General features: G+C 37.8%; 15 protein-coding genes and 1 CRISPR repeat array. Of the genes, 14 read left to right on the top strand and 1 reads right to left on the bottom strand.

Annotated elements, in window-relative coordinates:
* Window positions 1-32 precede the first annotated feature (32 nt).
* The 6 genes from FFR60_RS07275 to FFR60_RS07295 all read left to right on the top strand — a co-directional run bounded on the left by FFR60_RS07275 (window position 33) and on the right by FFR60_RS07295 (window position 4,725).
* Window positions 33-1,115, top strand: a complete 1,083-nt coding sequence (locus tag FFR60_RS07275; RefSeq protein WP_137663678.1) for a WxLIP family cell surface protein — start codon at window positions 33-35, stop codon at window positions 1,113-1,115.
* The gene (locus FFR60_RS07280; protein ID WP_137663628.1) at window positions 1,099-1,860 is read left to right on the top strand and encodes a class A sortase; all 762 of its coding nucleotides are present in this window, start codon (window positions 1,099-1,101) and stop codon (window positions 1,858-1,860) included. Before FFR60_RS07275 ends, FFR60_RS07280 begins: the two co-directional genes overlap by 17 nt.
* Before the next feature lie 21 nt (window positions 1,861-1,881).
* A complete protein-coding gene (locus tag FFR60_RS07285; RefSeq protein WP_137663629.1) occupies window positions 1,882-2,463 on the top strand; it encodes a hypothetical protein in 582 nt (193 codons plus the stop codon).
* Window positions 2,453-3,427 (top strand): helix-turn-helix domain-containing protein, encoded by a 975-nt coding sequence (locus FFR60_RS07290; protein ID WP_249354966.1) that lies wholly within the window; start codon window positions 2,453-2,455, stop codon window positions 3,425-3,427. The genes FFR60_RS07285 and FFR60_RS07290 overlap by 11 nt, the downstream gene beginning before the upstream one ends.
* A gap of 24 nt (window positions 3,428-3,451) precedes the next feature.
* A complete protein-coding gene (locus FFR60_RS22915) occupies window positions 3,452-3,883 on the top strand; it encodes a hypothetical protein (protein ID WP_249354967.1) in 432 nt (143 codons plus the stop codon).
* A gap of 128 nt (window positions 3,884-4,011) precedes the next feature.
* Entirely contained in the window at window positions 4,012-4,725 is a 714-nt protein-coding gene (locus FFR60_RS07295) for a helix-turn-helix domain-containing protein (protein WP_171004888.1), read from the top strand.
* A gap of 34 nt (window positions 4,726-4,759) precedes the next feature.
* On the opposite strand, the gene FFR60_RS07300 is transcribed toward FFR60_RS07295, so the two are convergent.
* Window positions 4,760-5,770, bottom strand: coding sequence for a thermonuclease family protein (locus FFR60_RS07300; RefSeq protein ID WP_137663631.1), 1,011 nt, complete (start codon window positions 5,768-5,770; stop codon window positions 4,760-4,762).
* A gap of 364 nt (window positions 5,771-6,134) precedes the next feature.
* Here FFR60_RS07300 and FFR60_RS07305 point away from each other — a divergent pair, with 364 nt between their 5' ends.
* The 8 genes from FFR60_RS07305 to cas4 all read left to right on the top strand — a co-directional run bounded on the left by FFR60_RS07305 (window position 6,135) and on the right by cas4 (window position 16,005).
* Window positions 6,135-7,205, top strand: a complete 1,071-nt coding sequence (locus FFR60_RS07305) for a glycosyltransferase family 1 protein (RefSeq protein WP_137663632.1) — start codon at window positions 6,135-6,137, stop codon at window positions 7,203-7,205.
* 400 nt (window positions 7,206-7,605) lie between these two features.
* A CRISPR array of direct repeats spans window positions 7,606-8,150; the repeat unit is 29 nt; unit sequence ATCAAAATATAAAAGAGTGGAATGTAAAT.
* 585 nt (window positions 8,151-8,735) lie between these two features.
* Window positions 8,736-9,131, top strand: a complete 396-nt coding sequence (locus FFR60_RS07310) for a hypothetical protein (protein WP_137663633.1) — start codon at window positions 8,736-8,738, stop codon at window positions 9,129-9,131.
* 38 nt (window positions 9,132-9,169) lie between these two features.
* Complete coding sequence (gene cas6 / locus FFR60_RS07315) at window positions 9,170-9,931, top strand: CRISPR-associated endoribonuclease Cas6 (RefSeq protein ID WP_137663634.1); 762 nt, start codon at window positions 9,170-9,172, stop codon at window positions 9,929-9,931.
* Window positions 9,924-11,603, top strand: a complete 1,680-nt coding sequence (gene cas8a1 / locus FFR60_RS07320; protein ID WP_137663635.1) for a type I-B CRISPR-associated protein Cas8b1/Cst1 — start codon at window positions 9,924-9,926, stop codon at window positions 11,601-11,603. Before cas6 ends, cas8a1 begins: the two co-directional genes overlap by 8 nt.
* Window positions 11,596-12,483, top strand: coding sequence for a type I-B CRISPR-associated protein Cas7/Cst2/DevR (gene cas7i, locus FFR60_RS07325; RefSeq protein ID WP_137663636.1), 888 nt, complete (start codon window positions 11,596-11,598; stop codon window positions 12,481-12,483). Before cas8a1 ends, cas7i begins: the two co-directional genes overlap by 8 nt.
* The gene (cas5, locus tag FFR60_RS07330) at window positions 12,470-13,222 is read left to right on the top strand and encodes a CRISPR-associated protein Cas5 (RefSeq protein ID WP_137663637.1); all 753 of its coding nucleotides are present in this window, start codon (window positions 12,470-12,472) and stop codon (window positions 13,220-13,222) included. The genes cas7i and cas5 overlap by 14 nt, the downstream gene beginning before the upstream one ends.
* A gap of 8 nt (window positions 13,223-13,230) precedes the next feature.
* Window positions 13,231-15,507, top strand: coding sequence for a CRISPR-associated helicase Cas3' (gene cas3 / locus FFR60_RS07335; RefSeq protein ID WP_137663638.1), 2,277 nt, complete (start codon window positions 13,231-13,233; stop codon window positions 15,505-15,507).
* Between the two features lie 9 nt (window positions 15,508-15,516).
* Entirely contained in the window at window positions 15,517-16,005 is a 489-nt protein-coding gene (gene cas4 / locus FFR60_RS07340) for a CRISPR-associated protein Cas4 (protein WP_137663639.1), read from the top strand.
* The last annotated feature ends 45 nt before the right edge of the window (window positions 16,006-16,050 follow it).

Consider the following 16,050-nt stretch of genomic DNA (forward strand, 5'->3'; position numbering starts at 1 on the left):
TCCCTTCCTTTCGCTGGAAGGATAACTCTATGATGAAACACAGAAAATTTGCACTGCTATTATTTTCGATACTAAGCTGTTTAACGATCGCGTCACCAAGCTTTGCCTCTGAGTTCAATTTTGCGGTCACACCGAAAGCTTCGGAGAATCAAATTGATAAGAACAAGACGTATTTTGATCTATCATTAGCACCGAACCAAGAAGATACCTTAACGGTCGACCTGCGAAATGATACGGACAAAGAAGTCGTGGTGGAAGCGCAGATCAGCAGTGCCAAGACGAATGGAAATGGTGTCGTTGAATACAGCGAAAATAAACTCAAAAAAGATAAATCACTCAAATATGATTTGAAGGATTATGTTGAAGCACCTAAAGAAATCAAGCTGGCACCTAATACGGCGGCGGAATATAAAGTGAAAATACATATGCCTAATGAAAAATTTGATGGCGTAATCGCTGGTGGAATCACCTTTAAGGAAAAAACAACGGACAAAACGAGTGATTCCTCTGATGATCAAAAAGGAAAAGGCTTAGCAATCAAAAATGAGTATTCGTATGTTGTTGCCTTGTTGATGCGGCAAACAACGCAAAATGGCGATCCTGACTTGAAATTGCTGGGAGTCAAGGCCGATCAGCGAAATGCGCGGAATGTGATTCAAGGAAAGCTGCAAAATCCTAATTTCACCTATTTGAACCAATTAGCAGCAAAAACAGTGATTACCAAAAAAGGCAATGGCAAGGCACTCTATACAAATGAACAAACTGGGATGCAAATGGCACCAAACACGAACTTTGACTTGTCTGTTCCTTTGAATGGGGATCGCTTAAAGGCTGGAAAGTATACGATGAAAATTGAAGCCTATGGTCAAAAAGATCAAGCAGGCACTCACAGCTTCAAAGAAAAAGACAGTGAAAAGGCCGAAAATTATCGTTATCAATGGTCGCTGGAAAAGGACTTTGAAATCAAATCTGACGTAGCCAAGAAGCTGAATGCTTCGGATGTAACGATCAAGAAGGATTATACGTGGGTGTATATCTTAATCGGGATTCTCTTATTGTTGCTGATCATCGTGTTATTGGTATGGCGCAAGAAAAAAAATGACAAAAAAGAGTAGATTCAGTCTCATACTGATCTACTGTATAGCGATTTTTCTTTTGTTTTCCCCTTATCTGAAACAAGCGGTCCTTATTTTTCAAACACAGGACGTCACGATTGAACGAACGAAAACGATCGGTGCGCTGGAGGAGGTTCCGTTAGAAGCGGTTCAGCCGCCAGATTTAGCGGATACGCTGGCATTTGAAAAAAAGCAAATCTTTCAGGCGATCGGTCAGATCATTATTCCTAAAGTGGCGATCGGCTTGCCGATTTTCCCTGGATTAGACAACCAGCAGATGCTGGTAGGGGCCGGTACGTTGTTTCCGGAAAGAACAGTTGAAGCACATAATATGGTGGTGGTCGGACATCATTTGGGGCGAAACAATTTGTTATTTGGCAAGCTGCTGGAGGTAACGGTTGGGGATGATCTTTATCTAGAGTATCAAAACGATTTTTATCATTATACCGTGACCCAAACCAAGCTCATCCAGCAAACAAATATTCAGGTCACAGATGATAAAAACAGCACTGAGATAACCTTGATCACTTGCGACAAACCGACTCAAACCCAGCAGCGCTTTATCGTCAAAGGCAAGCTGACAAAAACTCCGGATAAAAAGACCAAGCAAAAAGTATTGCTGCAGAAAGAAACAGTGCAAATAAAGAATCAAAAGAAAGATAGGTATTACTGTATTGCTATGATCGTTCTTTTACTCCTCGCTCTTTTGATTGGGATAAGAGTAATCTACAAGATTAGTGAGTGAAACGGTGGAAGGCGTGATGAAATGAAAAAAATATTAAAGAGTTCTCTGGTACTGGCGATGGGAACATCGTTTTTCCTATTTTCAAAGCAAGGATTTGCAGAAACAGTCATTTATAATCCTATGAATCCGTATCAAACGGCCACTCCGATTCCAAACGATGACAATGAGACAAGCAATAGTTTGTCCAGTTCAGAGGAAACGGTTGCCAGTTCAGCGGAAGAATCGGAAACGTATGATTCTTTGGAAGATGATGAGCCTAAGACCACAAAAGCTGTCACAGCAGATCAAAGCAGCAATGGAGTAGGCTTCTTGCTACCTGAAGAGAGACTGGAACCAAGGAAAGAAACAAGCAGCCTTCCATTGAACAATCCTTATCTGACGAAATTAATCGTACGGCCTAAAAATCAAGTCTTAATGTTAGACGATGACTTCTTTACACAAACGACTGTGTTACCGTCGCTGCCAGAAAGCGGTAGCGGAGCGGGTTCCTCAAATGATTATGGGGACATTGCCTTAAGTGCTTATTTATTATCGGGGATTGTACTTTACGGGGAAGCAAACGGTCAATTTGACACAGAAATGAGTGATTATTTTGCTAGATAGTTTATTGGCAAAAGAAGAATGGAGAAAGTATCAGCTGTTAAAGCGGTTGGAACGCAGTCCGTATTTTTCTTTAACGAAAAAAGAGATGATGGATCAATTGGAAATATCTAACTTCGTGCTTAAAAGCATGATCGACCAGTTGGTGTTGGATTTAGAGAAATATGGATTAGCGCAGGAGATCCATGTGTTTTTGGAAGATCCGTTCATTCAATTGGAAATTACCGGAACAGCCAGTTCGGAAACACTCTTGGAAAAATATGTGGAAGAATCCATCAGCTTCCAGCTTTTATTAAGCGCTGTGCTAGGCACTTTCAGGTCGCTGAATGAGTTTTCGGAAAAAGCTTTGATCAGTTATCCGCTGGCTCGAAGCAACTATAAGCAATTGAATAAATATCTAGCCGCTTTTAATTTTAAGATAGATAAAAAATTCCGCTTGATCGGCGACTGTGAAAAAAATTTACGTTTATTTTTGACCGAATTATTCTCGCGAATCTATAAAACGGATTTTAGTATTTTTAACCAGACCGATAAAAGTTTTGTTGAAGGCAGGCAAGTATATCTGCTAATGACGGGGATGACTGTCCATCAGAAAATCAATTTGCAGCAATATCTCTATATTACTGATTTGAGAATTCAGCAGCAAAAATATGTTGAAGATCAAGAAAAAAGCTGCTTACTAAGAGAAAATATCCAAGAAGAAGCTGAGAACTCTTTCTTTCGTCGTGTACCTGAGGGTTTTCGTGAAGCGGAGGTGATCGCTTTTTTACGATATTACTATTCTCGTTCGGAGGATCTCGCGATCGGGTTAAAATTGACTGAAAATGAACAAATCATCGATTGGAGTCAAAAGCTGTTAGCGGGACTGCTGCATCATTTTCCTAATTTAACGGGATATTCGGAGCATAAAAATGTTTTTTTAAGACGAAGCTGCTTATTGCATTTTCAATTGATGGAAACCAGTTAAGCCTATGAAGAGTTACAGCCCGAAATGAATATCCTTTATTTCCAACAAACGTATCCAAAAGTCTTAGTCTTTTGTAAAAAATACATCAATGATTTAAAGGATACTGATTTAGGTCTGTTCAAAAAGAAGAAACAGGTTCTTTTCCACTATTTGTTTTTTATCTTAGAGTCATTTCCTAAGATAAACTTGTTAGAGATGATCTATATCTATGTCGACTTTTCTTTTGGAAGTTCGTACAACAAATTTATCGTGGAGAATCTAGACTTCTTTCATATTGCTGGTGCCGAAGTGGCGGACGAGCTTGAATCATCAGATATTATACTAACGGATTCTAGAGATTTAGGGGAAAAATATAAGAAGGATTATGTTGTCTGGTTAGCCCCGCCGCGTCCATTAGATTGGGCGAATCTAGGTCAAAAAATAAGTAATAAAAGAGCTGAAAAAAAGCCGATTTGAAAAACACAGGAGATTAGAACGGAAAATAGTTGAATTTACTACTTTTGAACGTTGAGAATAGCTGATCATCAACACTATTTCGTTTAGAAATTTGCATTTAAGGTTTTTCATAAAATATGGAGGAAAAAATGAATCAAGTACTGTTATTATCCAAAAATCTTTTTACCGATCATCCTTTGGAATTTAAACTGAATAAGTTAAATTATGAAGTCTTTCTTTCCACTAGTTTGTTAGAACAATTGCAATATGGAACAGCCGGCATTGGCATTTTAGGTCACTTCCAGTTTGTCATTATAGGAAAAACGGTAGACAACAAAGAATTAAGAATTTTAATTGATCGATTAGCGAGGTATTCCTTTACTTTTTTAAGAGAGGTCGAGGTCGAACCAGATCATGACAAACAAGAATTTTTAACTGAACTGGGCTTTCATGGCTATCTCAATGAAAATGAGAGTATCGAAGAAATTAGAGAACGAATGGTGCTGGCACAAGAAGCTCAGGGCGATAGAAAGGATTCGCAGCCATCGAATGATTCAACAGAGCCGATTTTCCCAGTAAGAAAAGCGATGGAAAACTATTTGCTTCCTCAAGCATCTCTTTCGAAAACAGAAAAAAGAGTGCTGAATTTATTGTTGGAGGCCAAAGGAAAAGCTATCAGCCGGGAAGAATTGTGTCAGAAGTTATGGACATTAGGCCCGACGACGTCAAATAAAAATCAATTGTCTTATTTGATCAGTAAAATTAAGAAGAAGCTGCCTCAAACTGATTTCTATGACAAAACTATCATGACTATTTGGGGCGAAGGCTACAAAATAATGCCGTCCTTTTACGAAAAAAATTAAGAGGCCTAGTTCAGGCCTCTTTTTGATACAAATATTAATAGCATTTCGCGCAAGGTGTCAGGCCTCGATTTTGAGCTTCTTCTAGTGTGGCAGGTGTGTAAGTTCCGTTTCCGCATTTATGGGTGTGATACTTGCTGCCGGTCGGCGTGACATAGACGGTCTGGCCTTGTGCAGCTTCGGCGGCTTGGGCTTGCTGCTGTGCTTGAGCCTCTGCTTCCGCTTGCACTTGGGCCGCCGCGGCTTGTTGAGCGGCGGCTTCTTGAGCGATTCGTTCCTCTTCGGCCTTCTTGGCCGCTTCCGCTTCTTCTGCTAGCCGTTTTTCTTCGGCTTTTCTAGCTGCTTCTGCTTGTTCTGCCGCGCGCTTCTCTTCGGCTTCTTTGGCCTCTTGCTCTTTTTTCAGCCGTTCTGCTTCGGCTTTTTTCGCCGCTTTGATTTCGGCCTGCGCTTTTTTATATTCATCAGCGGCTGTTTGGTTATAGCCTTTGCCTGCTTGCGCATAGTTTTCGATAGCCCAAATATTGCGGCTTTGCTCTTTGGCTTTTTCCTCGGCTTTTTTGATTTTATCAAGGTATTTCGTGTTCTTTCCCTTGGTGCTGCGGGCTACTGCCAGGCCTTCATTCGCTAATGTTTCTTGAACCAATTTTCCGTCGGCCCAAACATACACCAGTTCACGTTTTTTACTATCGCGTTTCGCGCCTTTGTCGTATTCTATCTGAATTTTTTCGGCATTTTTCAAAATTTCTTTTGTTCGATCCTTGGCTTCTTGAGCATAAGGATTTTCTTTTTTGAGTTCAGGTGCCTTGATCAGCAAATATTTTGCAGTGACGGTTTTACCATTTTTCAATTTGAACCGCGTGGTATCCCCATCAACATATTTTTTGACTTTGACGGTGACCTTTTTATTGGCAGTTCGTTTGATTTTGACCGTTTTTTCCGTCTTCGATTTCGCTGCCTCTACCTGATAATGCTGTGTAGGGGCGGCAAATAGAAAACTAACTAAAACCGCGAATGTTACCCCAAGCTTTACCCCAATCCTTTTTTTCATTTAAAGCCCTCATTCTTTCCACTCTCTATAAATAATATTTTTGAACATTTGTATAATTAAATAATACTATATTTCTCTGGTTATTTTTATAAAAAACACAAAAATAGTTTATAGCGAAATTTTGTCGCTTAAAAAAACTAAAACATTTTTTTATCTAATAAATCCAGTAATAACTATGACGGGAAAAACTACTTTACATATAGAAGCAATATCTTAAGAAATGGGCTTGAAAATGCAATTTTCTTTCGCGAAAATTAAAAAGTTGGGTAAATTTAGTGTTATTTAAGAGTTATAATAAATAAGTGGAGTTAAAAAAATATAAACATTATGGAACCTTATTTTGGGTTAGAAGGAGAGAACACTTATGCAAACAAAACCATTGTCACAGATCACACTTTTCACTATGGGGCGGGCGAATCTGGAGAAGCGCCTGGCGAAATTTTACGAAGATTCTTCCGATGCGGATTCGACGCTTCAATATTTGGTGGCGGTGCTGGTTCGGCAATGTTTGTGCATCAGTGATTTCTCGGATTTTTGCGGGGATTTGGTTCGGGAGATCCTTTTATTTGCGGAGCCGTCAGATGTGCTGCGGAAGCTTGCTCCGTTGTTTCGGGCGTCCTTTACATCCGGCAAAGAATGGGAAACGGTTACTCGCCGTCTCTATAAAAATAAGAATGAATATCATCGCTACAATAATCGTGTGAGTGATAATAAGAAGTATTTATTTAGCAGCACAACGCCACCCGAAAAAATGGATGGCCAATATAAAGTCGTCTCGACCTTTGAGGATGCAGTGGGGAAGATCCATACGTGGAGCTTACGAGATGCCGACTCGAAATCTTCCGGAATGAAAATCGATGCGGCGTTAGAGCTGCTGTCGTCTTTGACGATCTTTGAAAAGGACGGCATCCGCCGTTTTGTTAAGTTGGAAAATTCCGATATCTTCAACTGCACTCGCTATCCGAAAGTCAGACATGGAGTGGTCTTGGAGACGTCTGATCAAAATTCGGTGGTGGAAGAGTCTCCAAGTCAAACTCCAGCACAGCAGCCAGCAGCTTTCGACTTCAGCAACCTGAGTGATGCAGAAAAACTCGCATTAGTGAAAATGCTTTTACCAGAAGGAATGGTGCTGACAGACGCTCGGATGACGGAGCTTGGAGATGAAACCAAGTCCGAAAGTCCTGTCACCATCGAACAAAAGGCTGAACCAAACAGCGCTGGATCAACTTCGGCAGTCAAAGAAAAACCAAAAGCCGAAAGCAAGAAGCCCGCAGAAATTCCCGTACACAAGAAAAACTCCTATTCCAACTACCAAAAGCCGAAAAGTGAGAAACAGAAAAAGCGCGAGGAAAAGGACGATCTGATGATGAAAAGAGAAAAAGGCAAGGGCGGGGTTGGAAAAAAGAAAGATCGAAAACGCAATCGAAGGAAATAGGTTGCGTTGATTGAGGATGTTTTTGGTGAAATAGAAATTAAAAAAAATGGTACCTTACGAGGGTTTATTTGTTGTGGAGAAAATCACTTTAGGAGGTCATAAATAACTGAGCGACCATACAATATCTTGCGGATAATTGTATGGTTGTTTGGCGTTCGAATGTATAACCACATTTAATGAAAGGCGAGCTGATGATAGATTACTATGGTCGGTTTTGTCGATCTGTCGACCATAATTAAGTGGAAAAACCTGTAGTTACGACAGCAACAGATAATAGTTGATAGAAAAAGATTTTCTCTGAAAGAGATTGTTATGTTTGATGAGTGGTAAGAGAGTAAAGTTGCGATCGACAGAAAAGTGCTACTAAGACCGCGTGGTTACAGGTATAATTTAAGACGGGATCAAAATATAAAAGAGTGGAATGTAAATACTGTAAATGATCACAAGTATGTGTTACTGAATCAATCAAAATATAAAAGAGTGGAATGTAAATTTTCGAGGTGCCAGAGATCGACACAGCGCCCAAATGATCAAAATATAAAAGAGTGGAATGTAAATGTTTCACCAGCAAAACCAGCAGCCGCTGTTTTCAATATCAAAATCTAAAAGAATGGAATGTAAATTCTTGATTAGTGAAGTTTCTGTTCACCGCTAAAGTATCAAAATATAAAAGAGTGGAATGTAAATGTCATTGCCTATGAACTCGGCTACATTACTTTTTCATCGAAATCTAAAAGAGTGGAATGTAAATCCTGGATCAATCGATTTCAAAATATCCTTAATGGAATCAAAATCTAAAAGAGTGGAATGTAAATGAACCATGAAACGAGAATTTACAACAACTCGCAAAGATCAAAATCTAAAAGAATGGAATGTAAATATCGGTAAGGTGTCCGAAGTTGGTGAGATCGTCTACATCAAAATCTAAAAGAATGGAATGTAAATGGAATTGATTCGATAGCTTTTTTTGCAGCAGCATAAGATCAAAATCTAAAAATAGAAGTAAAGACCATGTAGTAGCCCTAAGGTATTTAGTCAAATCTAAAACGAGATAAAATAAAAAAGCAGATTATATATAGCTTAATAGCTAAGTATAATCTACTTTCTTTTATCCAATAATTTTTAGATTTTTGAAAATCAAAGTATTACTTATTTACATTCCAATAGTTTTAGATTCAACTCGTAGTTTGATGATATCATTTTTATCATAAAGTAGTAAATGATTCTCTCCGATATTAATCATCTTCTAAACTCCTATATTAAATCTAAATATTACTTAGGTTAAAAAATATTGACAAAGCACGATGATACTATTATTCTAATAGTATACAATTCCGATGGTTACCATAGAATCAACATCAAGCTAGGAGGGATGGTTATGGATTTTTCAAAATAAATCAGTTTTTATGGTTGTTTCTGATTTTTGTGATACTTAAAATTTTATATAGTATTACCAGATTTGTATATAAGAGCTACTTTAAAGATAAGTTGAATAAGAGAATGTTTATATCGCAAAATGGAGAGCTGTGGTTGCGGGTCAAATATAAAGATAACAAACTAAATAATCTAAAAACTATTAATAAAGAAAATGAAAAGTATAAACTTTATAATGAAAACCAAAACTGTAGATTAGGAAAAGGAACCATTTACATTGATAGAAACATGGGATCAATACAAGTCACTACCGGAAAAGGCGTTGCTTATCAGAACATAGGAGAGTGTACCTTTTTAACTAAAGTACAACGATATAAGGACTTAATGATAGGTGCGGGTATTTCAGAAGAAGATATTAAGGCAGTAGCTTTACATCCAATGGACGTTGATGTAAGAGAATCATTTTTAAAGAAATACGGAATAGAATTAGCAAAAATTATGGTAGATGTTGCTGGAAATACAGTTAGTTTGATATCACTTTTGAAAAAGTAAATTTTAACGAGAAAATCTAAAATAATGGAGGTAAACTAATGCGTTTCAAAATTAATTTAGAGATTGTTTCACCAAATGAAGTAGCAGAGATACCGATCAAGTATCAATCTATCTTTCTATCATTATTAAAACGCGGATTAGAAAATGCAGCACCGGAAGTCTATAAAGAATTATATGAAAAAAATAAAGAAAAACTATTTTCCCAGGCAGTCATTTTTAAAGGTGCAAAATTTGAAAAAGATAGAATCTTACTTCAAACACCAACAATTACTTACTTATTTTCAACGCCCAAAGCCGATTTAGCGATGGCTGTATACAATGCTTTTATTCATTTAAAAGAAATGAAAGCGATTCCTTTTGTGGGCGGGCTAAAAATAAAAGTTAAATCAGTATCAACCATTTATCAAGAGACAATCACCGAGAAGCAAGTTGTTTTTCAAGCGGTGTCCCCCATCTTAGCAAGAGATCATAATCGTGAAACAAGGAAAGATTGGTTTTTAGATTTTTCTGATGAGAAATATGAAGGCGTATTGAAACAAAATTTGATTAACCGTTTAGTTCCGGAAATGGGAAGAGGGGTTCGGTTTGACATTGAGAATCTAACAATCAAGCCACTAAACATGAAAAAGACCGTAACGAAAGCCTACGAAAAATTCTACCAAGGAGCGATTGGCACGATTGAACTAACCGGAGAACCTTACCTGTTGAATGCGATTCGTGATGTCGGCTTAGGTTCTAAAACTGGACTTTATTTTGGGTACTTAAACCAAGTAGCGCAAGGTGGTGAGCAACGTGACTGAGCGTATGCTAAAAGATAAAATAGAATTTCGTTTAAATTCGTGGATGGAGAATGCAGCGGTTTGCGGGTTGGTGAATATTCTTGGTGAGGACAAGGTCACAATCAAAGAACAGAGTGTAGAAGTACCGTTAGAAGAATTACGGAATTTTGAAGAGAGCTATTTTTCATATTTTGCGACTCAGTATAAGAAGTTGTCCTCATTAAATAAAGTATTCGCTTATGAGGATGAGATGAATCGCCACCAACAAGAAGACTTTTCTCACTTTGATCAAAAAGATTATGAGCAGCTGCAAAAATATCTTGCTGATTTGAAACGGTATGGAGAAAGTAATAGTTATCTTGCTGTTTATCCATTGATTGATTCTGCTATTGATATTGTTTCGTTAATTAAGCAAGCAAAAGTTGAAAAACTAAAAAAAGGCGAATTTGATCAAGCTCGTGAACAGGTTATTGAGCGGGTAAAAAGAATCTATCAGATACTAACTCAGATCTTTGCTTACTATCATCGTGAAGATGTGCAGCGCTATTTAGCAGCTAAAATTCAAATTTATTCAGTTATCAACAAAGGCTACAACGATGTTTCTTTTTTGAATCGACAGGAAAGTAAGGGTGATTTTTTCGAGAAGTATCATGATTATTTCGTTGAATCAATGTTTTCCTATTTAGAAGAGAATCATGAAAAGGATAAATTGTCTTGTACAAACTGCGGACATCCAATAAAAAAAGGCGATATTTCGTACAGCTTCATCAATCAAGCGGGGTACGATGCAAATCGAAAGCAAAGCAATGCTTGGGATTTCACGAATGATTTGTTTATGTGTCCAGTCTGCCGCTTAATGTACACCTGCATTCCTGCTGGTTTTACGTATGTCTATAATCAAGGGATGTTTGTAAATGATAATCACTCGGTAAGGACTTTGCTCAATGTAAATACGGGTATTCGTCTAAATGTGCTAAGTCTGAACAAAACTGAGGTAAAAGCGATCGATACCTATGCTGCATTGATTCGTACCTTACAAGATTCGATGAATCGACAGACACATCGTGAGCTGCAGGATATCCAAGTAGTGCGTTTTGAAAATGAACGTTATTACTTTAATCTTTTGCCCAAACATATTTTAAAAACGATTAATAAATCAAAGGAGCAACTGCCAGAATTATTCAATGCAGGTTTTTCTTTAAACGGTGAGTATCGAAACCTCTATAAAGAAATAATTACTCGATTAATGAACAATACGAATTTATTTTCACTGATTTATCAGGTATTGCGAGCAAAAGGTACTGGCGGACAAGTTTATGCAAATACCTATCACATAATGAAAATGATCGAAATCAATCAAAAATTTTTAGAGGAGCTGATTCATGTGGAAGAGTTAACATCAGAAATGCTAGACAAGATTCGACGTGATGGTTATTTCTTGAAAAAGGAATACGCAAATAAGAATAAAGCAGATTCCATTGGCCTTAGATTATTGAATGCATTAAAAGCGAACAATAAAGACGCATTCATGGATATGCTGCTAAACAGTTATATGTATTTAAATAAAAAAGTTCCTAAATACTTTACAGACATTTTTTTGGATGATGAACAATTTAAAACGATTGGGTATTGTTTCGTTACAGGAATGATCGGAGAAGCTTACAAATCTGAAGGGGGAAATGATAATGAGTAAAGGGTTAACGATGACAATGATTTTTCTAGCGGAAAGTGCGAATTACGGGGAGTCTTTAGGCAATGTTGCTACTTTGAAAAAGATTACTCGAGGAAAAGGAGAGCAATACACCTATATTTCCCGCCAAGCGATTCGCTATAACATTGTTGAGCAATTAGGCGAACCTTTAGCTTCTTTAAGCGCGGAAGGCAGTGGCGCAAAACAAGTGATTCAGTTTGATCAAAACGCGACGATTGATAAATATCCAGAGGTCGATCTGTTTGGGTATATGAAAACAGCTAAAGGGGATAATGCTTTGACGCGTTCTGCAAAGGTTCGCTTATCTAATGCTGTGTCTCTTGAAACGTATAAAGGAGATACGGATTTTCTTACAAACATGGGATTAGCAACACGTTTGAGAGAAAATGGAAATGAAAAAGCGATGAATTCAATCGCCCAATCAGAAATCCATCGCTCCTTCTATCGGTATACAGTAACAGTTGATTTGGATGAAATTGGCATTGATCATAATGTAGATATTCAGCTGCCTAATGAAGAAAAAAGTCGTCGTGTTCAAAAGTTACTGGATACGATTCAATATCTGTATCGTGACATTCGTGGTCGCCGGGAAAACTTGCAGCCGCTATTTATCGTAGGCGGTGTCTACGAACGCAAAAATCCTTTATTTGAAAATGTAGTAGATGTAAAACAAAACAAAGTAGATGTTGAAAAAATTGAAGGTGTCCTAACAGATAGCCTTCGTCAAGATACATTTGTTGGTGTCGTAAAAGATGCCTTTGAGAATACTGCAGAAATTCAGGATGTATTACAAGGACAAAAAATCCCGCAAGTTTTTGAAAACTTGAAACAGAAAGTAGCGGACTACTATGAAGGGGATTAAGCTAGCCATTCATCAAGACATGGTAAACTATCGCCGTCCAACCAGCTTTCAATTACGTGAAACCTATCCTTTGCCGCCGATATCGACAGTTATTGGAATGGTGCATAATCTATGCGGGTATCAAAAATATGAGCCAATGGATGTTAGCATTCAAGGGAATTATTTCTCTAAAACCAATGATTTATACACGCGCTATGAATTTAAAAATGGAATGAAATTTGAAAAGGCCAGACATCAATTGAAGGTAAATGATTATGGTGTGAGTCGAGGAATCGGCTATACGGAGTTATTGGTGGATGTAAATCTTATTTTGCATATTGTGCCAAAGGATCAAGGAAAGGTCGAAGAAATCTATCAGTATTTGAAGTATCCAGCAGAGTTTCCTTCGTTAGGCCGTCGGGAAGATTTAGCTAATTTTGAAAAAGTCTCGATAGTGGAGATTGAGGAAAAAGAGTTGGAAGATGATATGGAATTTCGAGATCATTGGAGTGCCTATATGCCAATAGATAAGGTGGATGAAGGGGCTATTTCAATTGAAGCTGAAGGAACAGGACTATCCGGAACCCGTTTTATATTACCGAAAGTTTATGAGCTTTATAACTTTGGGACAAAAAATAAACCGAAATTCAAAAGAAATTGGATTGAACGAAAAGAAGTTCTTTATTCAGGGATTTTTACTATCGCTGAAGAAGAATGCATTGATTTGGACGAAGATGGAGATATTGTATTCTTACTATAGGAGGAACTATGAGCGATCAATTTTGGGCAAAATCATCTGGAGAAACCATCGTTCATCACACGCAGCAGCTATTAACCAACTATGACCAAATAAGAGATTATTATCCGGAGATTCCAGTGAATTGGGATCTCCTTCGTCTTATTTGCCAGTATCATGATCTTGGAAAAATGAATCATCTGTTTCAGGAGAAAATTCGAGAAGGTGTAATGAGAAAAGAGGGAGAGATCCCTCATGCTTTATTGAGTATTGCCTTTTTTCCAATTAAGCAGCTCAGGGAACATTATTCACAGGGCGAGTTAAAAGCAGCGGTCTATGCGATTGCACTACATCATGAACGAAATTTTTCTCAGATTGAAATGGATCAATACAAGCATGAGATAGCCTTGTTAAAAGAACCTGCCGAAAGTTTTTTATTCGAGGAGATAGGATTAAGTAAACCCATCGATATAAAACGGCCATCGGTAAAATATTATTCACTTAAACATAAGCTAAGTAGTGGTGATGAATGCTTTGGAGATTACGTAAAATTAAAGGGATTACTGAATCGTATCGATTATACCGCTAGTGGTGGTTATAAAATAGAATATCCGGCAGACTTTCTAAATAAAAATATGCCGAAAGTACGTGAAAGCTGGCGGGAAAAACACTCTGATCCTTCGATTGATTGGAATGAGATGCAAAAATATGTGCAGGTTCATCAAGAAGATAATCTCATTGTTATTGGACAGACTGGTCTAGGAAAAACGGAAGCCGGTTTATTGTGGATCGGAGATAATAAAGGGTTCTTTACCCTACCGTTACGTACGGCGATCAATGCCATTTATGAGCGTATTCGTAAAGGGATCAGTGATGAAGATAAGTATCAAGAACAAGTTGGAATCCTACATTCAGATAGTTTAGCCGTTTTGTTAGCAGAGCAAGAAGAAAATAAGGAAGTGGAACTAGATCAATTAGAAAGCTATCTTACTGAAACGCGCGGGTGGTCATTACCGCTAACCATTACTACATTGGATCAAACGTTTGATTTTGTATATCATTACGCCGGTTTTGAACAAAAGCTGGCGACTTTTGCCTATTCAAAGGTTGTGATCGATGAGATTCAGATGTACTCTCCAGATTTGTTGGCGTATCTGATTAAGGGACTGAAAGAGATTCAAGATTTTGGCGGGAAATTTTTAGTGATGACAGCGACATTGCCGCCATACCTTTTGGATCTTTTCGAAAAAAGAGGATTGAATTGGAAAATGAACGATCAACCTTTCTTGAATCAAGGATTATTGGAACGTCATCATCTGCAAATTTTAGAAGAAGGCATCTCTGCAGAGACTGTTGCAGAATTGTATCACTCAGGGAATTTATTGGTGATCTGCAACACGGTTCGCAAAGCAAAAGAAATCTATCAAGAATTGCAGAAGTTGGTTGATGATGTACCAATTCATTTGATCCATAGCCAGTTTATTCGTAAAGATCGGCAGGATAAAGAGAGCGCTATTCAGAAATTTGCTGATGAAAAACAAGTAGGTATCTGGGTAGCAACTCAAGTTGTTGAAGCGTCATTAGATATTGACTTTGATTTGTTAGTAACAGAGCTCTCTGAATTAAATGGATTGTTCCAGCGAATGGGGCGATGTTATCGGAAGCGACCATTAGCTGAATGCAAGCAGCCAAATGTTTATGTGTTTGATGGCGGCGAAAATGTGACCAGCGGAATCAGCAACAGCGAACAAGCGGTAGTTCATCAAGAGATATTTAGTTTATCGAAGGAAGCGTTAAGAAAAAAAGGAACAGGGATTTTTCACGAATTAGACAAGATGAGTTTGATCGAACAGACCTATACAACAGAAAAAATGAAGTCAACAGCATATTATGAACGAATAGAGACAATGCTGCATTGGCTGTCAGCGATTGAAGATGATAATAAAAATCCTGCGGAAGTGCGGAAACTTTTCCGAAATATCCAAAGTCGAAACATTATTCCCGAAAGTGTCTACACAGCGTTTAGAGGAGAGATTGATGATTGTATAAGAATTCTTTCATCCAGTTTAAGAGAGTTGGAATCAACAGACGAAAAAAATCTGCGAATGTTTAAGCGAAAAAAGAAAGCGGAGCTAGAAAATTATATGATGGCGATCCCAGAGTGGCTCTTTAGAAAATGCCTTAAACAAAATCAAGTTCGTTGTGAGCAAATCGGTCGTTTCGATCAAATCTTTTTCGTTGAAGGAAAATACGAGAGTGAAATAGGCTTCCAAGTATTGAAAGGAGAGGAAGAAAGCAACTTCTTCTAGGTGATAATAATGAAGATTACTGGAAATATGATCAACTATTACTTCGTATGCCAAAGAAAGCTGTGGCTATTTTCCCAGGGACTTCAATATGAAGAGGAAAATGAAAATGTCCAGTTAGGAAAGCTATTGGATACTAGCAGCTATAAAGATAAACGGAAGCAAATCATGTTGGATGGAACAATCAATATTGATTTTCTAGAAGAGTGGAAAGTCCTGCATGAAGTTAAAAAGTCACGTGCTATTGAACCTGCCGCCATTTGGCAACTAAGATACTATTTGTACTATTTGCAAGAAAAGGGTGTTCCTGTAGAAAAAGGCTATATTGATTATCCGAAGCTCAGGGAGCGGCTAGAAGTAACTTTGGACGAGGAAAAAAAGAATGAGTTAGAAGAAATTATTGAAGCCATTGAAACGGTGGTCACTCAAAATGACGCGCCAAAAGCTGAAAAAAAGAAACTCTGCACAAAGTGTGCGTATTACGATTATTGTTTTATTTAGGAGGTGTGCAAAATAGAAAGTTACTATTTATACTCTAACGGAACG

The sequence above is a fragment of the Enterococcus hulanensis genome, assembly GCF_005405485.1.
Taxonomy (GTDB): Bacteria; Bacillota; Bacilli; order Lactobacillales; family Enterococcaceae; genus Enterococcus_A; species Enterococcus_A hulanensis.